Below are 19,646 nucleotides of genomic sequence, written 5' to 3' on the forward strand. Positions count from 1 at the left end.
AATAAATAGGCTGGACCTTCACGGAGGCCTGGGCTGTGGACTGATTGAAGCAGCCCCCAAATCGAAAGGAGTTTTAAATAATGCTTCGTTCAATGTACTCAGGAATCAGTGGGATGAAAAACTTCCAAACAAAACTTGATGTGATTGGAAATAATATTGCCAATGTAAATACATACGGCTTCAAAAAGGGCCGTGTTACTTTTAAAGATACTATGAATCAAACCATCTCGGGCGCAAGTGCTGCTACAGAGAATAAGGGCGGAAAGAACCCAATGCAGGTAGGACTGGGCTCCACGATTGCGACCATCGATATGATCGACACTCAATCAAGCTTGCAAACTACAGGACGCGCTCTTGACCTTGCGATTGCAGGCGATGGATATTTTGTTGTAAAACAAGGGCAGTCCCAGATGTATACACGTGCTGGAAACTTCTATTTGGATGATAACGGAACACTCGTTACTGGTGAAGGTATGAAAGTGCAATCCTATAACCAAATTGGTCAGTTAGAAGATATCACTGTCAATGTTAATGCGTTGCTGCCTGCAAAACAGACGACTGAGCTAGTGATGAAGGGGAACCTTCCGAAGGATGCTAAGGGCAATTCAGAATTACTTCAGCAAATCAAAGTAGTGGATGATCTAGGCATTGAGCACGTAATTGATTTGAAGATCTCTCCTGTTAACGCAGCAGCTGGATCCTGGAATTTATCTTTTATAGATAGGTCGATCACTGTGGACCCTAACAATCCAAATGCCAATGTTGTTAATCAGCCAATTACAATTCCTGACTATAATCCTGCCAATCCGCCTGCGGATATGTCGATTACATTAAAGGTTAATGACGGGAATAATGGAGTCAGAGAACTGGCTGTACAAATGCCAGTCAAGGATTTAACAAAAGAAGGCGGTAGCATGGACGCTAACGCCTACCCTGATGGCAACACCCAGGGAGCTCTCGAAAGCTTCAATATTGGATCGACTGGTGAGATAAATGGTGTATTCTCAAATGGTTTAGTATTGACACTTGGACAGCTTGCATTGGCTAAATTCAGCAATCCATCAGGACTTTCAAAAGTAGGGAATAACACATTCCAGGAATCGGTTAACTCTGGTACAGCCAATATCAATGTTGCTGGAGAAGGAAGAGGATCGATAGCGGCAGGGGCGCTTGAAATGTCCAATGTTGACCTTTCAGAGGAGTTTACCGAAATGATCACGGCTCAGCGTGGTTTCCAGGCAAATACCAGAATCATTACAACATCTGATGAAATCCTCCAGGAGCTCGTAAACTTAAAACGATAGACTAGGAGAGGAGCAGGGCTGAAAGGGTAATCCTTTTAGCCCCCTGTGAATTATTGTGATTAAAGTAACTAAATTAAACGGCAAATCATTTAGAATTAATTCATTATTTATCGAAGTGGTTGAAGCTTTTCCGGACACAACGATTACATTAACCAATGGGCGAAAGTATGTCGTAAGGGAAAGTGAAGATGATGTAAGTAAATTAATCCAGGAATTTTATCAGAGTGTCGGCCTTCTAGGTGGGCGAGTGTTGGAGGAACAGAACCATGAAGAATAATAAGCTGGTAATGATTATGTCGGTCATGCTGGTAGCCATATTGCTCGTAGGGACTATTGCAGTTGTAGCGGTTATGAAGCTAAGTGCTGGGGATGGCGAAAAAGAACCAAGCATTGATGAAGTGCTGGAAGCTTCGGTGGACATCCCTGAAGTCACAACGAATCTGGCATCAAATGATTTTATTAAAATTTCTTTTAAAATCGAAACAGACGGCAAAAAAGCAAAAGAAGAGTTGCAAAAGAGAGATTTTCAGGTGAAAAACCTGATTATTTATGAATTATCCGAGAAAAAGGCGGAAGAGCTGCAAGGCAAGGAAGGCAAGATGAACCTTGAAGAAACCCTCAAAACAAAGCTGAATGACCTGATGCAGGATGGAAAAATCAATAAGGTCTATATAACGGGTTCTCTCCTCCAATAACAGAATGAATGAAATAACCGTAACCACATGGAGGTGAAGAGAATGTCGGGAGAGGTATTATCGCAAAGCGAAATAGATGCTTTGTTATCCGCTTTATCAACAGGAGAAATGGATGCGGATGAATTAAAGAAAGAACAAGTAGAAAAAAGGGTTAAAGTTTATGATTTTAGAAGAGCTTTGCGTTTCTCGAAAGACCAGATCCGCAGCCTTACCCGAATTCATGAAAACTTTGCCCGGCTATTGACGACCTTTTTCTCAGCTCAATTAAGGACCTATGTCAATATTAGTGTCGCGTCAGCTGATCAGATTCCATATGAGGAATTCATCCGGTCCATTCCCAAGATGACAATCTTGAATGTATTCGATGTAGAACCTCTCGAAGGCAGAATCCTGATGGAGGTTAATCCGAATATTGCATACGCGATGATGGACAGGCTCCTTGGAGGAAAAGGGACAAGTCATAATAAAGTCGATAGCTTGACTGAAATCGAAACCAGGATCATGTCAAATATGTTCGAGAAGGCTTTTGAAAATTTTCGGGAGGCTTGGAGCTCGATTTCTGATATCGATCCGCAGCTTTCAGAATTCGAAATCAATCCGCAGTTCTTGCAGATGGTTTCGCCAAATGAAACCGTCGTGGTCATTTCACTGAATACCACGATCGGAGAAGCAAGCGGAATGATCAATATCTGTATACCTCACGTGGTCCTTGAACCAATCATTCCTAAGTTGTCAGTGAAATATTGGATGCAGTCCGATAAGAAACAAAGCTTGCCAATCGAAAATTCAGTATTGCAAAGTGAAATCCGGAAAGCTGATGTATCAATTACAGCTGAAATTGGTTCATCTGAAATATCGATCCAGGACTTCTTAATGCTTGAGATCGGCGACGTGATTGAATTGAATCAGCAGATTGATAAACCATTACTGATAAAAGTCGGAGATATCCCTAAATTTGTAGGACAGCCAGGGAAAATCAACAAAAAGTTAGCCATTCAAGTGTTTGATACATTTAAGGGGGGAGACGATGATGGTGAGCGATGACATGTTATCTCAAGATGAAATTGATGCGCTTCTAAGAGGAAGCTCTGATGAAGCGGAAGAAACAGAAAGTACCATAAATGTAGATGACTATTTTTCTTTCATGGAAAGAGATGCGTTAGGAGAAATAGGCAATATATCATTCGGTAGTTCAGCTACCGCACTATCAACTTTATTGAACCAGAAGGTGGAAATTAATACCCCTACGGTTACAGCTGTGCACAGGTCAAAACTTGAAGAAGCTTTTCCAGATCCTTATGTAGCGGTGCAGGTATACTATACCGAAGGATTTACCGGCAGCAATATGCTTGTGATCCAGCAAAATGACGCTGCGATTATCGCTGATTTAATGCTGGGTGGCGATGGATTGAACCCAAGGGATTTACTTGATGAGATTCAGCTGAGTGCAGTACAAGAGGCTATGAACCAGATGATGGGATCTGCTGCAACCTCGATGTCGACAGTATTCAGTAAAAGAGTCGATATATCACCTCCGAATATCAATCTGTTGAATGTCGTTGAAGGTGAAGGAACTGATTCAATTCCTGAAGACGATATTTTGGTGAAGGTATCATTCTCGTTAAAGATTGGCAATTTGATAGATTCGAATATTATGCAGCTTTTGCCCGTCAGTTTCGCTAAAAGTCTGGTTGATGAATTATTGAATCCAGGTGGATCACCGTCGCCAGCACCACTACCTGAAACCCAGGCGCCAATTATGCCGCAAAATAATCAGGTTGAAATAAATAATGCAACTGCAAGTCAAGAACATCAGGACTACGCTCAATTTCAGCAAGTCCAGCAGCCGGTATATCAGGGCCATCAAGAGACAATTTATCAGCAGCAAGCTAATCAGGGATTTCCACAAGGACATGGCTATTCACAGCCAATGCAATCAGCACCACAGCATATAGGAAATGTGATGCCAGGTGCTCAGCCAACGGTTCAGCCAGCAGTATTCTCAAGTTTTGAGACAGTACAGACACAGCAGGCGGAGACAAAGAACCTGGATATGCTGCTTGATATCCCGCTGCAGGTCACAGTTGAACTTGGCAGAACGAAACGTTCGGTCAGGGATATCCTCGAGCTGGGATCGGGTTCAATTATCGAACTAGATAAACTAGCTGGAGAACCAGTCGATATTCTTGTTAACAATCGCCTGATTGCACAGGGTGAAGTAGTTGTTATTGATGAGAATTTTGGAGTCCGTGTTACGGATATAATCAGCCAGAGCGATCGCATTAAAAAATTGAAATAACCTACAGGAGGAATTCCAATGGCAAACAAGATTTTAGTCGTAGACGATGCGGCTTTCATGAGAATGATGATTAAGGACATTTTGACAAAGAACGGCTTTGAAGTTGTCGCAGAAGCAGCAGACGGTGCACAGGCACTTGAAAAATATAAAGAATTCCAGCCTGACCTTGTCACAATGGATATCACAATGCCGGAAATGGACGGCATCACTTCTTTAAAGGAAATCAAGAAGATCAATCCGAACGCAAAGGTCATCATGTGTTCAGCCATGGGCCAGCAAGCGATGGTCATTGATGCAATTCAGGCAGGCGCCAAAGATTTCATTGTAAAACCATTCCAGGCAGACCGCGTTATTGAAGCGATTTCCAAAACACTGAGTTAGTGAACTTTTATTATTTAGAGGGTGCGGCAATTGTTAAGATTAATCCGAACTGCCTCGACAATTCTTTTCTTATTAGCTGCTCTGTTCAGTCCGATTGGCATGGCGAGCGCAGAGCAGCTAAATAAAAGTGTGAAGGATTGTTTGAAAAACCCTGATTCGTGTGATGATGGTCAGGCAGAAAAAACAACAACAAACATATCAGACGATGAACAATCCGGGGTAGGGGTCGGATTCCTTGATTTTCTAAGAATGATCCTTGCTACCGCCTTTGTTGCAGCATTAATTTACTTTCTCCTCAAATTCATCAATAAGAAGAGCGTCATGTATAAAAGCTCCCAGCTTGTTGAGAATCTCGGAGGCACAAGCCTTGGCGCTAACAGGTCAGTCCAGATTGTTAAAGCGGGCAATAAGCTGCTCATTGTTGGTGTGGGAGAAAATATACAGCTATTAAAAGAAATAGACGACCCGGAAGAGTACAGCCAAGTCATCCAGGAATATAACAATAAAATGGAGCAGCTTGTACAGCCAAGCGATATTGTGACAAAGTTGCTTAAAAGAGCGAAGAAAGATGACGGCAATCAGCGTTCGGAATTTTCCGCGTTACTGAAGAATCAACTGAGTGATATGGCGAGCGGAAGAAAGAAAATGCTTGAGGAGATGCAAAAGAAAGGGTCAGAAAAAGATGAATGAGTTTATGGAGTTTTTCAACAGCAGTGCTCCTGAGAGTGTATCGACATCCGTAAAGCTGATGCTCCTGCTGACTGTACTTTCTATTGCGCCAGGCATCTTGATTTTAATGACAAGTTTTACAAGGATCATCATCGTTCTTTCCTTTGTCAGAACGGCGCTTGCAACACAGCAAATGCCGCCCAACCAAGTGTTGGTCGGTCTTGCGATGTTCCTGTCATTCTTCATCATGGCCCCTACTTTCCATGAAGTGAATGAACAAGCTCTGACGCCTTTATTCAATGAAGAAATCAATTTGGAGCAAGCGTATGAGAGGGCATCAATTCCTTTCAAGGAATTCATGAGCGCTCATACAAGGCAGAAGGATTTAGCGTTATTTCTTGAATATTCAAAGGCTGATACGCCTGAATCCGTTCAGGATATCCCTCTGACAGCCCTTGTTCCGGCATTTGCCATCAGTGAAATCAAAACAGCATTCCAGATCGGGTTTATGATATTTATCCCTTTTCTGGTGATCGATATGGTTGTGGCAAGTGTCCTGATGTCGATGGGGATGATGATGCTGCCGCCAGTCATGATTTCACTCCCATTTAAAATTTTGCTTTTCGTCATGGTAGATGGATGGTATTTAGTCGTGAAATCATTATTACAAAGTTTTTAAGCAGGTGAATGAAAATGACATCAGAAGCGGTTATTTCGATAGCTGAACGAGGAATTTATACAGTTTTAATGATTTCAGGTCCATTGCTGGTATTAGCACTGGTAGTTGGTTTGATTGTCAGTATTTTTCAGGCAACAACGCAAATACAGGAGCAGACACTGGCTTTTGTCCCGAAGATTGTGGCCGTCCTGGTCGGAGTCGTTTTCTTTGGTCCGTGGATGTTAAGTTATATGCTGAGCTATGCGAATGAAATATTTTCAAATCTTACAAGGTTTGTAGGCTGATGAGATGCTAGATTTTATTCCGTCGTTTCCGGCATTCCTGCTGATTTTTGTAAGGGTTACGTCCTTTTTCTTGATGATGCCTTTATTTTCATATCGGACGATACCTGCATCACATAAAGTAGGGCTCGGATTCATGCTTTCTATCATCATGTTCACTGCAATAGGTGCTCCAGAAATCGCAATAGACAACACGTATTTTATGCTGGTCATCAAGGAAGCAATGGTTGGGTTATTCATAGGCTTCATTGCGGCTTTGATGATGGCTGCCATCCAGATAGCAGGGGGATTCATAGATTTTCAAATGGGGTTTGCAATTGCGAATGTCATCGATCCACAAACAGGGGCACAAAGCCCGCTGATGGGCCAGTATTTATATACGATTGCTCTGTTGTTTCTGCTGACAGTCAATGGCCATCATTTGTTGATGGACGGAATATTTTACAGTTATGATTTTATCCCGATTGATCAGGTGATGATTCCATTTGGGAATGAAAATATTGCAGAATTCATCATCCTGGCTTTTAACAAAATGTTCATTATTGCCTTCCAAATGTCCTTGCCGGTTGTCGGCAGCTTGTTCCTGGTTGATGTTGCGCTGGGGATTGTAGCGAGAACCGTCCCGCAGTTGAATATATTCGTTGTCGGATTGCCGGTTAAAATTGCTGTCAGCTTTCTCGTGCTTATTGCGGTAATGGGTGTGCTGATCATGGTGATAACGGATCTGTTTTCCACCACTCTTGCAACTATGAGAGGGTTGATGGAATTGATCGGAGGAGCTTAAATGGAATTTTTAAGGTTAGACCTGCAATTCTTTGCGGGCGAGAAGACAGAAAAAGCGACTCCCAAAAAGAGACAGGACGCACGGAAAAAAGGACAGGTTGCCAAAAGCCAGGATGTCAATACAGCTATTGTTCTCCTTGCTGTGTTTTTGTTTTTGATGTTTTTTGGCAGTGTGATGATGGAGGGGCTTATCGGAATTCTTCGCCATTCCTTGCAAAATTATATGTTGATGGATTTGACAGCAACGAACATTGAATCCATTGTAATCGAAATATTGGGTGAACTGGTCATCTTCCTAGGCCCTGTCATGATTGTTGCGTTGATCGCAGGGGTGGCTGCCAACTACATCCAGGTTGGCTATATGTTTTCTACTGAAGCCATACAAATGAAACTTGAAAAAATCAATCCGATCAGCGGCTTCAAGAGAATCTTTTCCATGAGGGCTATTGTAGAATTGCTAAAATCAATCCTCAAAATCACCTTTGTAGGAGTGATTGCTTTCTCAGTTCTGTGGCTGAGATTGGACGAAGTCCTGCTGCTCGCAAATAAGAGTGTTGGTGCTGCATTGGCGACAATTGCCGGGCTGACGCTCCAAATGGGCCTTTTTGCTTCCGGAGCATTGCTATTTCTATCATTATTGGACTATCTTTACCAAAAATATGATTATGAGAAAAGTATCCGCATGTCAAAGCAAGACATGAAGGATGAGTATAAAAATATCGAAGGTGACCCTCTGATCAAGTCAAAAATCAAGCAGAAGCAAAGAGAGATGGCAATGCGGCGGATGATGCAAGAAGTCCCAAAAGCGGATGTGGTCATTACAAACCCGACCCATTTTGCGATCGCGTTAAAGTATGACGAACAGAAGTCCGATGCTCCGATTGTTGTAGCAAAGGGTGTCGACTTTGTCGCACAGAAGATTAAATTGATTGCCAAGGAAAATGATATTATATCTGTCGAGAACCGTCCCTTGGCAAGAGCTTTATACAGCCAGGCTGAAATCGGGGATGCCATTCCTGAAGAATTTTTCAAAGCGGTGGCAGAAATCCTGGCCTATGTGTATCAAACAAAAAATAAAGTGCTGTAATTCTTAGGTATGCAGTGTTTAGGAGAGAAGTACTATGTCAGCAAGAGATCTGTCCGTCCTGCTTAGTGTCATATTAATCGTAGCAATGTTGATCATTCCTTTTCCGCCATGGCTATTAAGTATACTAATCATGGTAAACATCTCAATTGCACTTCTGGTGCTTTTGAACACAATGAATATGACCGAGCCGCTCCAGTTTTCTGTTTTTCCTTCACTGCTGCTGTTGTTAACTTTATTCAGGCTTGGCCTGAATGTATCGACAACCCGTTCAATTTTGTCAAAAGGTGAAGCCGGCGGGGTGGTTGAGACTTTCGGTACCTTCGTTGTCGGAGGGAATGTGGTTGTCGGTATGGTTGTGTTCCTGATATTGATCATTATCCAATTCATCGTCATCACGAAAGGTTCCGAGCGTGTATCAGAGGTTGCAGCAAGGTTTACACTTGATGCGATGCCTGGTAAGCAAATGAGTATCGATGCTGATTTGAATGCCGGGATGATTTCCGAACAGCAGGCGCGTGAACGACGCGAAAAAGTAAGCCGTGAAGCCGATTTTTACGGCGCGATGGATGGTGCGAGTAAATTCGTAAAAGGAGACGCGATAGCGGGAATCATTATCGTCCTGATTAACTTGATCTTCGGAATTGTCATCGGCATGACTCAATTAGGGTTAAGTATTGGCGATTCGGCTCAAAAATTCTCACTACTGACTGTAGGAGATGGAATTGTCAGTCAAATCCCTGCACTGTTGATTTCGACAGCGACGGGTATAGTGGTTACTCGAGCTGCTTCTGACGGGAATCTTGGAATAGATATTACCTCACAGTTACTTGCTTATCCTAAAATGCTGTATGTCGGAGCAGCAACGATTTTCCTGTTGGGGCTGTTTACGCCAATCCACGATATGCTTACGATTCCGATTGCGGCATTGATGGCTTTTGGCGGGTACTCATTCTCCCGAGTTCCAGAGCCTGATAAGCAGCAGCTGCAGGAAATGGAAGAAGACATTCAGATGGACGAGATGAAAAGTCCTGAAAGTGTTGTCAATCTATTGAATGTTGATCCGATTGAGTTTGAATTCGGGTATGGGCTGATCCCGCTTGCAGACGCTAACCAGGGAGGAGACCTGCTTGACCGGATTGTCATGATCAGAAGGCAGCTGGCGATTGAGCTTGGCCTGGTCATTCCAGTCGTCAGGATCCGGGACAATATCCAGCTCCAGCCGAATGAATACAGACTGAAAATCAAAGGAAACGAAATGGCGAGAGGAGAGTTGCTTCTCGATCATTATCTGGCAATGAGCCCTGGCATTGATGATGATTCAATTGAAGGAATCGATACAATCGAACCAAGCTTCGGGTTGCCTGCTAAGTGGATTACGGAAGAAATGAAGGAACAGGCTGAAATCTTCGGCTACACTGTTGTCGACCCGCCTTCGGTTGTGTCGACCCATATTACTGAAGTAATCAAGGCTAATGCCCATGAACTGCTGGGAAGACAGGAAACGAAGCAGCTGATCGATCACCTGCGTGAAAGCTACCCGATCCTTGTCGAGGAAGCAACACCTAATCCGTTATCTGTTGGTGAAATCCAAAAAGTACTTGGCAAGCTGCTTAAGGAGAATGTATCAATCAGGAATCTGCCGATTATCTTTGAAACACTTGCAGATTACGGAAAAGTAACAACAGATACAGACATCCTTGCTGAATACGTTCGCCAGGCGCTTGCTAGACAAATCACGAACCAGTATTCGCGAAATGGAGAAACCTTAAAGGTGATTACACTATCAGGGCGAGTGGAAAAGGTCATTGCAGATGGTGTTCAGCAAACTGAGCACGGTAACTACTTATCTCTTGATCCCGCCGTTTCTCAAGGGATTTTGGAATCGGTGGCAAACCAGGTTGAACAATTGAGCATAATGGAACAAACACCGATTATTTTATGCTCCCCTGCGGTCAGGATGTATGTGCGCCAGTTGACTGAAAGGTATTTTGCACAGATTCCAGTATTGTCTTATAACGAACTTGAAGCAAATGTTGAAGTCCAAAGTGTCGGAGTGGTGAATGTAGAATGAAAGTGAAAAAGTATACAGCTTCATCCATGCCGGAAGCAATGAAACTAGTCAGAGGGGAACTTGGAAGTGATGCAGTAATCTTGAATTCTCGTGTCATCCAGACAGGAGGGTTCATGGGATATTTCAAGAAAAATAGCATTGAGGTAATTGCCGCCATTGACCCGGACACTGAAGCAAGCCAAAAGCCTGCAAGTATGGATAAACCTAATAAATATAAGCCGTCCTTAAAAGATGACGAAGCTAAAAAGGACTCACAGTCTGGAAGGATGAATCCTATAACGGTAACACCTCCAAAAGCCGACAGGGATCTTTTAAAAGAAATTTCACAGCTTAAGGAAATGTTAAAGGGAACGGGTAAAACAGAAGGAGTCTCTTTGCCAGAACCGGTGAGCAGGCAAATACAATGCTTGAGAGATCAGGAAGTAGACCACGAAATCATTGATGAATTGGCTGCAGTCCTTCTTGAAAAGTGGTACCTCGGCGGAGCGAAAGCAAGCGAGGAGGAAATCACTGAATGGATTGGCACAGCTATTGGACACAGGCTTTCTCCCCTTTCATTTGAAGGTGTTTCTTTTAAAAAGAAGTTCGTCAATGTTATTGGGCCGACTGGAGTAGGGAAAACGACAACACTGGCAAAGGTTGCTGCTGAATGTGTATTGAAGCACCAGAAGAAGGTGGCTTTTATTACGACAGACACCTATCGAATTGCGGCAATTGAGCAGTTGAAAACATATGCAAAGATCCTCGATGTCCCAATTGAAGTTTGCTACAACCTGGATGATTTCAAGGCTGCAACAGATAAATTCGCTGAGTATGACCTTGTCTTTATTGATACAGCAGGACGGAATTTCAGAAATCAAAAATATGTAAACGATTTGAAAAATGTGATTGATTTTGGTAAGGACATGGAAACTTACCTTGTCCTCGCTTTGACGGCGAAACAAAAAGATATGGAAGAAATACGCAGGCAATTTTCGCTGATTCATATTGATCAATTCATTTTTACTAAATTGGATGAAACGGCGGTTTACGGGTCGATGCTTAATATGGCAATAAAGTTCTCGACTGGAATTGCCTATCTGACCAATGGACAAGATGTGCCAGATGACCTGATCGAGGCAAATCCTGAAATGATTGCAAATACTATTCTTGGAGCAAGAAGCTATGAATGACCAGGCAGAAAAATTAAGAAACCGTCTTAAAATGGATACTCCAGCGAAGGAAGCGAAAACTCTTGCTGTGGTCAGCGGCAAGGGTGGAGTCGGAAAATCGAATTTTTCACTTAACTTCTCGATTTCTCTGGCCAAAAAGGGCTATAAGGTATTGCTGTTTGATCTTGATATCGGAATGGGGAATATCGAGATCTTAATGGGTAAAAATTCTTCGCTCTCCATTGCCGATTTTCTTTCAGGTAAATCATCGATGGAGGAAGTTATTTTTCAAGGGCCGCATGGCGTTGAATATATTTCAGGCGGTACAGGTTTAAGCCAGTTGGTCAGGATGGACCGTGATAGCGTCGAATATTTCATTTCCAGCTTAAGTGAGGTACTAAGAAAGTATGATTATCTTATTTTTGATATGGGGGCAGGATTGAACGAAGAAACTTTATCAATCCTGCTGTCTGTCAACGAGATATTCGTAATTACTACGACTGAACCAACTTCATTAATGGATGCATATGCCACTATGAAATACATCCATCTTGCAGATTCAGAATTGCCTTTCTATTTAGTGGTCAACAGGGCGGGTTCTGACAAAGAGGGCAATGAAACGATGGCAAGGCTCGAGGATGTTCTTGTTAAATTTCTGGGCAGGACGCCTACCAAGCTTGGGATTCTGCCAGATGATAAAACGGTTCAAGAAGCTGTGAAACGCCAAATACCATTCACATTGTTCAATGAAAGGTCACAAGCTTCTAAAGGAATGGCAGCAATTATCGAAAAATATATCAATAAAGAGAGCTACAATGCCGAAAAGAGAGATAACAGGAGTTTTACAGCAAGATTAAAACAATTCCTTTTCGAAAGGTAGTGGTCGAGTGGCAAAAATTAGAGTTCTCATCGTAGATGATTCGGCTTTCATGCGTAAGCTGATCAACGACTTTCTATCAGAACATCCAGAGATTGATGTTATTGGCGCAGCTCGTAACGGAGAGGATGCCATTAAAAAATGGCGGGAATTACGTCCGGATGTTATTACACTTGATGTCGAAATGCCAAAATTGAACGGGTTAGAAGTTTTGAAAACGATTATGAAAGAGCAGCCGCTTCCGGTTGTGATGCTTTCAAGCACTACGAAAGAAGGCGCTGACACGACTTTGCAGGCGATTCAAGCCGGAGCTGTGGATTTTGTGGCAAAGCCATCAGGCTCCATTTCTATTGATTTACATAAAATCAAAACGGAGTTAATCCAGAAGGTTTTATCAGCCAGTAAAGCCAACTTATCCAAAATAAACTTTCTTGAAGACTCCCAATCTGTTGGAAAGAAGCAAAAGAGTTCAATAGGTTCAGAGATCAAGGAAGTTCGGCATGTAACAACCAGGGGCTTTACCCGTGAATCCAAAAAGATTGTCTGCATTGGAACATCTACCGGGGGCCCGCGGGCATTGCAGCAGGTTATAACTTCATTGCCAAAAGATATTGATGTACCTGTACTTGTCGTCCAGCATATGCCGCCTGGTTTTACAAAGTCCCTTGCCAATCGACTTGATTCCTTAAGCCAGATAACAGTCAAGGAAGCGGAAGATGGAGAGCTTTTACAAAAAGGGACGGCTTATATAGCTCCAGGTGGATTTCATATGGAGGTTAAGAATTTAGGATCAACGCTGGCAGTCAGCCTTAGCCTATCACCGCCGCGAAATGGCCATCGACCTTCAGTCGATGTGATGTTCGAGTCCGTCAGCAGCGTCAAGAACTACTCTAAAATTGCTGTCATCATGACAGGAATGGGTTCAGATGGCTCCAAGGGACTGGTTGAGATGAAAAAAAGCGGCACAGTTAAAGCGATTGCCGAATCGCAGGAGACTTCAATCGTTTTCGGGATGCCGAAAGCAGCGATTGCAACGAACATGGTTGATGAGGTTGCGAATGTAGAAAACATTGCTCAATCAATCATGAATTATATATGAGGCCGGAGGTGCTGAGCACATGGAATTGAATCAATATCTTGAAGTCTTTATTGAAGAAAGTAAAGAACATTTACAGGCCTGCAATGAACAGTTGTTGGAATTAGAGAAGAACCCACAGGATTTATCGATCATAAATGAAATCTTCAGATCAGCCCATACTCTTAAAGGGATGTCAGCGACAATGGGTTACGAGGATCTGGCAAGTCTTACTCACCAAATGGAAAATGTATTGGATGCAATCCGCAATAACAGATTGACAACAACACCAGAAATTGTCGATGTTATTTTCATGGCTGTCGACCACCTAGAAGATATGGTTCAGTCAATCGCGTCCGGGGGCGATGGCAAAAAGGATGTTTCCGAAACAGTCGAAAAGTTGAAATTGATTGAAAAAGGGGAACCTCTCTCAGGTTCTGCCAAGAATGAGGTAGCTGCTACAGCAGTTTTAGAAGCCAATCAAGAATCCCACTATGATGAATTTGAATTGACCGTATTAAAACAGTCCAAAGAACAAGGATTCGGTGTTTATGAAATCGCCATCGCTCTGCGCGAAGATTGCTTATTGAAAGCTGCTCGGGTCTATATGGTGTTTGAGGTACTGGAGAAGCTTGGAGAAGTAATCAAAACCAACCCATCAGTAGAGCAGCTGGAGGAAGAACAATTTGACCATGAATTTACTGTAACAATTGTCTCAAAAGATAATCCAGAGGATATTAAAGGCATGATCATGAAGGTGTCTGAAGTTGTCAAAACTGACTTAAGATCCTTAGAATTTGATGACAAAATGAATGAAGAAACTATTGAAGCGGTGGATACTTCAAGAGCTCCAGGCGAATCCAATTCTCCTGCCCTTGATCAATCACAATCGAGTGCATCTGAAGTTTCTCCGGTTATAGATAAAAAAGGCAATGTCAAACAGCAAACTAACAGCAGTAAAACAATAAGGGTAAACATTGAGCGTCTTGATATTTTAATGAATTTATTCGAAGAGCTTGTAATCGACCGCGGCAGACTAGAGCAGATTTCCAAAGACCTCGAAAATAGCGAGCTTACTGAAACAGTCGAAAGAATGTCAAGGATCTCCGGTGACCTGCAAAATATCATCCTGAATATGCGGATGGTCCAGGTTGAAACGGTATTCAACCGTTTCCCAAGAATGATCCGTCAATTAGCGAGAGACTTAAATAAAAAGATCAACCTGGAAATCGTTGGTGCTGAAACTGAATTGGACCGCACTGTAATTGATGAAATTGGCGATCCGCTTGTACATTTATTGAGAAACTCTGTTGACCATGGAATTGAATCACCTGAAGTGCGCAGGGCAAAGGGCAAGAATGAAGAGGGTACTGTCATACTTCGTGCGTTCCACAGCGGAAATCATGTGTTCATTGAAATTGAAGATGATGGAGCTGGAATCAACAGGGATAAAGTTTTAAAGAAGGCAATCAGCAAGGGAATCATTACCGAGCAATCCGCTTCTGGCTTTACTGACAAACAGGCGTATGAATTAATTCTTTCATCTGGCTTCTCTACCGCTGATACAATATCCGATATTTCCGGACGCGGGGTAGGATTGGATGTTGTAAAGAATACAATCGAGTCATTGGGAGGATCAATCTCTATCGATTCAAAGGAAAATGAGGGAACCATTTTCTCGATTCAGCTTCCGCTGACATTATCGATCATCTCTGTGATGTTAGTCGAAATCCAGAAAGAAAAATTTGCTATTCCTTTGTCTTCGATCATTGAGACAGCCATAATCAAAGACACTGACATCATGAATGCGCATAATCAAAAGGTGATTGATTTTAGAGGCAAGGTCGTACCGCTGCTGTTCTTAAAGGATATCTTCGAGGTACCGTCAGAGCAGGCTGATGATCAATTCCACTCTGTCATTATCGTTCGCAAAGGAGATAAAATGGCTGGTTTGATTGTAGATTCATTCATCGGCCAGCAAGAAGTAGTCCTTAAATCACTAGGGAATTATTTAACGAATGTATTTGCGATTTCCGGAGCTACGATCCTCGGAGATGGGCAAGTAGCTTTAATAGTGGATTGCAATGCCTTAATAAAATAGGTTCCTGCTTAATTCAATGATGATGATATTTTAGGAGTGATGAAAATGGCTGAAAATCTGGTTTCAGACTTGAAAGTAATCGTGTTCCAGCTGAATGATAAAGAGTATGGTGTTCCAGTAAGCCAGGTGAAATCTATTGAAAAAATCATGCATATCACAAGGGTCCCTCATACAAATCCTTTTGTAAAAGGGGTAATGAACCTCCGGGGAGTAGTGACTCCGCTTTTGGATTTGCGCGTCAGGTTTGGTATGGGGGAACAAGCATACAACGAAGGTACCCGTGTAATCATTGTTTCTGTAGAAGATAAAGAAGTAGGACTGATTGTAGACGGCGCAAATGATGTTATTGATATCCCAACAAGCTCGATCGAACCACCGCCTGAAGTCGTGGGGATAGCAGCTGAAGGTTTTATTGATGGAGTAGCCAATCTGGATAAGAGGCTGTTGATTTTAATAGATTTGAACAAAATCCTTGAGTCTGATGAAGTTAAAGCTTTGTAAGTGAAGGGAATATAACTATGACTTTTCTAAAAAGCATTTCGGACATTCACCTTGATATATTAAAAGAGGTAGGAAATATTGGGGCAGGACATGCTGCAACGGCTTTATCAACTTTATTGGATAAAAAAATTGATATGAAAGTTCCCAGTGTCAGGGTCGTATCCTTTGACGAAGTGATGGACCTTGCCGGCGGACCTGACAATGTGGTGGCAAGTGTTTTTCTTCGGCTAGAGGGCGATGCTCCAGGGAGCATGTTCTTTATCCTTCCGCTTCCACAGGCGGAGAAATATATCGGACAACTTACAAAAAACCAATCATTCTCGTTTTCCGAAGAACATGATAATGAACTGGCATTATCCGCTCTCCAGGAATTAGGCAATATTTTATCAGGGTCATATTTATCTTCTCTTTCGGATTTCACAAAACTGAGCCTGTACCCTTCAGTGCCGGCTTTAAGTATAGATATGGTAGGAGCAGTCATCAGTTTCGGGCTGCTGGAATTGTCTCAGGTGAGTGATTATGCAATCGTAATCGATACGGCTTTGGATGAAGAAGAAGCCCAGCTTCCTGACAGTGTCAATGGCCATTTCTTTCTATTGCCAGATCCGGATTCGTTCCATATCATTTTTTCAGCATTAGGAGTAAGGGTTGATGCATAAAACAGCAGAAATCATCAAAGTTGGCATTGCTGATATGAATATCGTCAAGGTTCCGGATTCAATACGGACTACGGGTCTTGGTTCCTGTGTTGGTGTGGTATTGTATGACCAGGCAAGGGAAATCGCGGGTATGGCACATATTATGCTGCCGGATTCATCCTTATCTCGTGCGGAGCCGCTGAATAAAGCTAAATTCGCTAATACTGCCATCAAGGAACTGTTAAATACATTGGTAAAAACAGGAGCAAGACCTTCAGGAATAAAAGCGAAGATTGCTGGCGGCGCGCAAATGTTCCAGTTTTCCGGAAGCAGCGACATGATGAGAATTGGACCTAGGAATGTGGAAGCAGTTTTACAAGAATTGAAGGAACTAAGGATTCCGGTTTTAGCCCAGGATGTAGGCGGGAATAGCGGAAGGACAATTGAGTTCGACCCAAAAACCGGTTTGATGCAAATCAGGACTGTTAATAAAGGGAATAGTGAAATTTAATGGAAGTTGATTTATCTGATAGCTTCAAAGAATAATGCGTAATGCGCGTGAGGAGGATTACAATGGTACGAGGATCCACTTCGGAAGAACAGGTAACATGGGATAAATGGGTACAGTTCCGCGATCCGGATGCAGGTAATTTGCTGATAAAAAAATATATGCCACTTGTTTCCTACCATGTGCAAAGAATTTCAGTGAGTCTTCCGAAAAGTGTGTCTAGAGATGATCTAAAAAGTCTGGGAATGATTGGTTTATATGATGCTCTCGAAAAATTCGATCCAAACAGGGATCTGAAATTTGATACATATTCTTCATTTCGAATTCGCGGTGCGATACTGGATGGATTAAGAAAGGAAGACTGGCTGCCAAGAAGTACCCGGGAAAAGGCCAAAAAAATTGATGCAGCGATTGAGAGACTTGAACAGCGGTTTATGAGGAATGCGACCACCGAAGAAATTGCCAGAGAACTGAACATGGATGAAACAGAAATTTACACAACAATAAATGAACATTTTTTTGCGAATGTATTATCCATAGATGAACACCCAAGTGAAAATGATGAACGCGATAACCAGTCATTTGTGATCAAGGATGAAAAGGCTGAAATTCCTGAAGATAAACTCATTAAGTCTGAATTGCTGGAAGAGATTGCTGAAAAAGTTTCAAAATTAAATGATAAAGAACAACTTGTATTGAGCTTGTTTTATAAAGAAGAATTAACACTGACAGAGATTGGACAAGTCATGAATTTATCTACATCGAGGATCTCACAAATTCATTCAAAAGCGATATTTAAACTGAGAAAATGGTTAGAGACAGCTTAACAGAAGGCAGGAGATCAACTTGGCGACGGAAAATAAGGTGAAGTTATCCCATGACAGGCTTACAGCTGAATTGTTTCTGGATATCGGAAGTAAAGAGAAAGCTTTTTCCGTAGACGAATTAATGAATGTTTTAAAAAATGAAAAAATCGTGTTCGGTGTTAAGATGGATGTTATAACAAAAATCTCAGAAGATCCTAATTCTATCGAATATCCGATCACTATCGCTGCAGGAGAACCAAAAGAAGATGGTGCAGACTCTTATTTGCGCAACGAACTCCGGCAAAATAATCATGAGGACCATAAAGTCTTTAATTTTCGTTCTGTTATCCACATTCCATCAGTTAGAAAGGGTCAGTTGTTGGCATCTGTAGTACCGCCAACGAATGGACGACATGGGACAGATGTCACCGGGAAAACGATTCCCGCCAAGCCTGGGCGTCCCCTCAGGATCAAGCCGGGAAACAATGTGTTACTAGAATCTCAACAATTCTTTGCAGCATGTGATGGCCAGGTCAGCATTACTCAAAAATCAATCTCAGTCAATCCTGTTTTCGAAGTCAAAGGTGATCTTGATTTAAGGACAGGCAATATCGACTTTGTGGGGAATATCACCATTAAAGGGAATGTGCCAAGCGGATATGAATTGAAAGCCGGGGGAGACATCGTAGTCGATGGACTTGTCGAGGCAGCCAATCTCCATGCAGAAGGCAATATCATCATCAAGGGTGGTATAGCCGGAGCGATGAAAGGTAAGGTTTCAGCGGAAGGAAATGTGCTGGCGAATTACCTGAACCAGGCCAACGTAAAAGCAGGACAGGATATAATCGTGAAGTCTTCCATACTGCATAGTAAACTTACTGCTGCCGGCAATGTAGAATGCCGTACTGGGACAATCATCGGGGGGGCAATCTCTGCCGGCCGAAATATTTCCGTCAAGGAACTGGGAAATGAGCTTTTTACCAAAACCGAATTAGCCGTTGGCTGGGATCCATTGCTGGAAAAAGCTGAGCTCGAAACTCTCCAATCCATTGAAACAGCAAAAGCCAATATTAGAAAACTTACTGATATAGAAGTGAAGCTTGCTGAAATTGGCAAACGGTCAGGTGTACTTACTGCTGAACAAAAACAGATGATTGCGAAACAGCGGAATACAAGGCGGAATGTTGAAGCTGGTTTAGCTGAATTGCTTTCTGAACTCGAGTTTTTGCAAATTGAAAAACAGGATAGATTATTCTCGGCCTTATCCGTATACGATAGAGTATTTCCAAATACAAAGGTGTTTTTCGGGAAGTATGCGATCCTGACAAATCAGTTTTACAAGAAAGTTAGCTTTCATCTGGAAAATAGCGAGATTTCTATTCATCCGATTGTTGATACGGAAAGTCCACTAGTTAGGAAGTGACATGATGAGCCTCAAAGCAATCGAAATGCAGATTGCGCTTCCGAGGACACATGATGCCGGCAAGATACAGGAACAACTTCAGCAGCGGGGACAGCATCTTCAGGAGCATGCCACACAAAGTGTGACAAAGGAAGATGATTTAAAGCGCAAGACGGTGGTTAAAAATAATCAAAAGCAAGAAGCCCGCCTAAATCAGGAAGGCAGCCAATCAGGACAACAGGAGCAAAATGGCAGGGGAGATAAAAGGAACAAGAGTGACCAACCTGCACAGCACCACCACCCTTATAAAGGGAAGGTGATTGATTACAGCGGATAGA

Annotated in this window: 22 protein-coding genes; all 22 read left to right on the forward strand. The window is 42.4% G+C overall.

Going from position 1 to position 19,646, the window contains the following annotated elements; all coding sequences use genetic code 11:
- Nucleotides 1-80 precede the first annotated feature (80 nt).
- The gene (locus tag J7E32_RS00335; RefSeq protein WP_214902014.1) at nt 81-1,304 is read left to right on the forward strand and encodes a flagellar hook protein FlgE; all 1,224 of its coding nucleotides are present in this window, start codon (nt 81-83) and stop codon (nt 1,302-1,304) included.
- Nucleotides 1,305-1,359: 55 nt separating this feature from the next.
- Nucleotides 1,360-1,581, forward strand: a complete 222-nt coding sequence (locus tag J7E32_RS00340) for a flagellar FlbD family protein (protein WP_214902017.1) — start codon at nt 1,360-1,362, stop codon at nt 1,579-1,581.
- Nucleotides 1,571-1,999 carry a flagellar basal body-associated protein FliL gene (fliL, locus tag J7E32_RS00345; protein WP_214902020.1) on the forward strand — a complete coding sequence of 143 codons (429 nt, stop codon included), beginning with the start codon at nt 1,571-1,573 and terminating at the stop codon, nt 1,997-1,999. The genes J7E32_RS00340 and fliL overlap by 11 nt, the downstream gene beginning before the upstream one ends.
- Nucleotides 2,000-2,041: 42 nt before the next feature.
- On the forward strand, nt 2,042-3,043 hold the full coding sequence (gene fliM / locus J7E32_RS00350) for a flagellar motor switch protein FliM (RefSeq protein ID WP_214902023.1): 1,002 nt from the start codon (nt 2,042-2,044) through the stop codon (nt 3,041-3,043).
- Nucleotides 3,030-4,298: a flagellar motor switch phosphatase FliY gene (gene fliY / locus J7E32_RS00355; protein ID WP_214902576.1), complete on the forward strand. Its 1,269-nt coding sequence runs from the start codon at nt 3,030-3,032 to the stop codon at nt 4,296-4,298. Before fliM ends, fliY begins: the two co-directional genes overlap by 14 nt.
- An 18-nt stretch (nt 4,299-4,316) precedes the next feature.
- Nucleotides 4,317-4,679, forward strand: a complete 363-nt coding sequence (locus tag J7E32_RS00360; protein ID WP_041967240.1) for a response regulator — start codon at nt 4,317-4,319, stop codon at nt 4,677-4,679.
- Nucleotides 4,680-4,700: 21 nt separating this feature from the next.
- Nucleotides 4,701-5,369: a flagellar biosynthetic protein FliO gene (locus J7E32_RS00365; protein WP_483297586.1), complete on the forward strand. Its 669-nt coding sequence runs from the start codon at nt 4,701-4,703 to the stop codon at nt 5,367-5,369.
- Nucleotides 5,362-6,027: a flagellar type III secretion system pore protein FliP gene (gene fliP / locus J7E32_RS00370; RefSeq protein WP_214902033.1), complete on the forward strand. Its 666-nt coding sequence runs from the start codon at nt 5,362-5,364 to the stop codon at nt 6,025-6,027. Before J7E32_RS00365 ends, fliP begins: the two co-directional genes overlap by 8 nt.
- A 14-nt stretch (nt 6,028-6,041) precedes the next feature.
- Complete coding sequence (gene fliQ / locus J7E32_RS00375) at nt 6,042-6,311, forward strand: flagellar biosynthesis protein FliQ (protein ID WP_214902580.1); 270 nt, start codon at nt 6,042-6,044, stop codon at nt 6,309-6,311.
- A gap of 4 nt (nt 6,312-6,315) precedes the next feature.
- Nucleotides 6,316-7,092 carry a flagellar biosynthetic protein FliR gene (gene fliR / locus J7E32_RS00380; protein ID WP_214902036.1) on the forward strand — a complete coding sequence of 259 codons (777 nt, stop codon included), beginning with the start codon at nt 6,316-6,318 and terminating at the stop codon, nt 7,090-7,092.
- Nucleotides 7,093-8,178, forward strand: a complete 1,086-nt coding sequence (gene flhB, locus J7E32_RS00385) for a flagellar biosynthesis protein FlhB (protein WP_214902039.1) — start codon at nt 7,093-7,095, stop codon at nt 8,176-8,178.
- 34 nt (nt 8,179-8,212) lie between these two features.
- Entirely contained in the window at nt 8,213-10,249 is a 2,037-nt protein-coding gene (flhA, locus tag J7E32_RS00390; RefSeq protein WP_214902042.1) for a flagellar biosynthesis protein FlhA, read from the forward strand.
- Entirely contained in the window at nt 10,246-11,421 is a 1,176-nt protein-coding gene (gene flhF / locus J7E32_RS00395; RefSeq protein ID WP_214902044.1) for a flagellar biosynthesis GTPase FlhF, read from the forward strand. Before flhA ends, flhF begins: the two co-directional genes overlap by 4 nt.
- Nucleotides 11,414-12,280, forward strand: coding sequence for a MinD/ParA family protein (locus tag J7E32_RS00400; protein ID WP_214902046.1), 867 nt, complete (start codon nt 11,414-11,416; stop codon nt 12,278-12,280). The genes flhF and J7E32_RS00400 overlap by 8 nt, the downstream gene beginning before the upstream one ends.
- Before the next feature lie 7 nt (nt 12,281-12,287).
- Nucleotides 12,288-13,376, forward strand: a complete 1,089-nt coding sequence (locus J7E32_RS00405; protein WP_214902048.1) for a protein-glutamate methylesterase/protein-glutamine glutaminase — start codon at nt 12,288-12,290, stop codon at nt 13,374-13,376.
- Between the two features lie 19 nt (nt 13,377-13,395).
- Nucleotides 13,396-15,453 carry a chemotaxis protein CheA gene (locus tag J7E32_RS00410; RefSeq protein ID WP_214902050.1) on the forward strand — a complete coding sequence of 686 codons (2,058 nt, stop codon included), beginning with the start codon at nt 13,396-13,398 and terminating at the stop codon, nt 15,451-15,453.
- A gap of 45 nt (nt 15,454-15,498) precedes the next feature.
- On the forward strand, nt 15,499-15,954 hold the full coding sequence (locus J7E32_RS00415) for a chemotaxis protein CheW (protein ID WP_483297587.1): 456 nt from the start codon (nt 15,499-15,501) through the stop codon (nt 15,952-15,954).
- A gap of 17 nt (nt 15,955-15,971) precedes the next feature.
- Nucleotides 15,972-16,613 carry a chemotaxis protein CheC gene (locus J7E32_RS00420; RefSeq protein WP_214902054.1) on the forward strand — a complete coding sequence of 214 codons (642 nt, stop codon included), beginning with the start codon at nt 15,972-15,974 and terminating at the stop codon, nt 16,611-16,613.
- Entirely contained in the window at nt 16,606-17,103 is a 498-nt protein-coding gene (locus tag J7E32_RS00425) for a chemotaxis protein CheD (RefSeq protein ID WP_214902056.1), read from the forward strand. The genes J7E32_RS00420 and J7E32_RS00425 overlap by 8 nt, the downstream gene beginning before the upstream one ends.
- A gap of 62 nt (nt 17,104-17,165) precedes the next feature.
- Complete coding sequence (locus J7E32_RS00430; RefSeq protein ID WP_214902058.1) at nt 17,166-17,927, forward strand: FliA/WhiG family RNA polymerase sigma factor; 762 nt, start codon at nt 17,166-17,168, stop codon at nt 17,925-17,927.
- Between the two features lie 19 nt (nt 17,928-17,946).
- Entirely contained in the window at nt 17,947-19,329 is a 1,383-nt protein-coding gene (locus tag J7E32_RS00435; protein WP_214902060.1) for a flagellar assembly protein A, read from the forward strand.
- 1 nt (nt 19,330) lies between these two features.
- A complete protein-coding gene (locus J7E32_RS00440; protein WP_286182526.1) occupies nt 19,331-19,645 on the forward strand; it encodes a hypothetical protein in 315 nt (104 codons plus the stop codon).
- Nucleotide 19,646 lies beyond the last annotated feature (1 nt).

Origin of the sequence: Bacillus sp. ISL-55 (assembly GCF_018613155.1) — a bacterium.
GTDB lineage: Bacteria > Bacillota > Bacilli > Bacillales > Cytobacillaceae > Mesobacillus.

Excerpts from the sequence above, each read along its gene's own strand:
- J7E32_RS00335 (WP_214902014.1), top strand. The coding sequence starts at position 81 with ATGCTTCGTTCAATGTACTCAGGAATCAGTGGGATGAAAAACTTCCAA.
- fliL (WP_214902020.1), top strand. The coding sequence starts at position 1,571 with ATGAAGAATAATAAGCTGGTAATGATTATGTCGGTCATGCTGGTAGCC.
- fliM (WP_214902023.1), top strand. The coding sequence starts at position 2,042 with ATGTCGGGAGAGGTATTATCGCAAAGCGAAATAGATGCTTTGTTATCC.
- fliY (WP_214902576.1), top strand. The coding sequence starts at position 3,030 with ATGGTGAGCGATGACATGTTATCTCAAGATGAAATTGATGCGCTTCTA.
- J7E32_RS00360 (WP_041967240.1), top strand. The coding sequence starts at position 4,317 with ATGGCAAACAAGATTTTAGTCGTAGACGATGCGGCTTTCATGAGAATG.
- fliP (WP_214902033.1), top strand. The coding sequence starts at position 5,362 with ATGAATGAGTTTATGGAGTTTTTCAACAGCAGTGCTCCTGAGAGTGTA.
- fliQ (WP_214902580.1), top strand. The coding sequence starts at position 6,042 with ATGACATCAGAAGCGGTTATTTCGATAGCTGAACGAGGAATTTATACA.
- fliR (WP_214902036.1), top strand. The coding sequence starts at position 6,316 with ATGCTAGATTTTATTCCGTCGTTTCCGGCATTCCTGCTGATTTTTGTA.
- flhB (WP_214902039.1), top strand. The coding sequence starts at position 7,093 with ATGGAATTTTTAAGGTTAGACCTGCAATTCTTTGCGGGCGAGAAGACA.
- flhA (WP_214902042.1), top strand. The coding sequence starts at position 8,213 with ATGTCAGCAAGAGATCTGTCCGTCCTGCTTAGTGTCATATTAATCGTA.
- flhF (WP_214902044.1), top strand. The coding sequence starts at position 10,246 with ATGAAAGTGAAAAAGTATACAGCTTCATCCATGCCGGAAGCAATGAAA.
- J7E32_RS00400 (WP_214902046.1), top strand. The coding sequence starts at position 11,414 with ATGAATGACCAGGCAGAAAAATTAAGAAACCGTCTTAAAATGGATACT.
- J7E32_RS00410 (WP_214902050.1), top strand. The coding sequence starts at position 13,396 with ATGGAATTGAATCAATATCTTGAAGTCTTTATTGAAGAAAGTAAAGAA.
- J7E32_RS00415 (WP_483297587.1), top strand. The coding sequence starts at position 15,499 with ATGGCTGAAAATCTGGTTTCAGACTTGAAAGTAATCGTGTTCCAGCTG.
- J7E32_RS00420 (WP_214902054.1), top strand. The coding sequence starts at position 15,972 with ATGACTTTTCTAAAAAGCATTTCGGACATTCACCTTGATATATTAAAA.
- J7E32_RS00425 (WP_214902056.1), top strand. The coding sequence starts at position 16,606 with ATGCATAAAACAGCAGAAATCATCAAAGTTGGCATTGCTGATATGAAT.
- J7E32_RS00430 (WP_214902058.1), top strand. The coding sequence starts at position 17,166 with ATGGTACGAGGATCCACTTCGGAAGAACAGGTAACATGGGATAAATGG.
- J7E32_RS00440 (WP_286182526.1), top strand. The coding sequence starts at position 19,331 with ATGATGAGCCTCAAAGCAATCGAAATGCAGATTGCGCTTCCGAGGACA.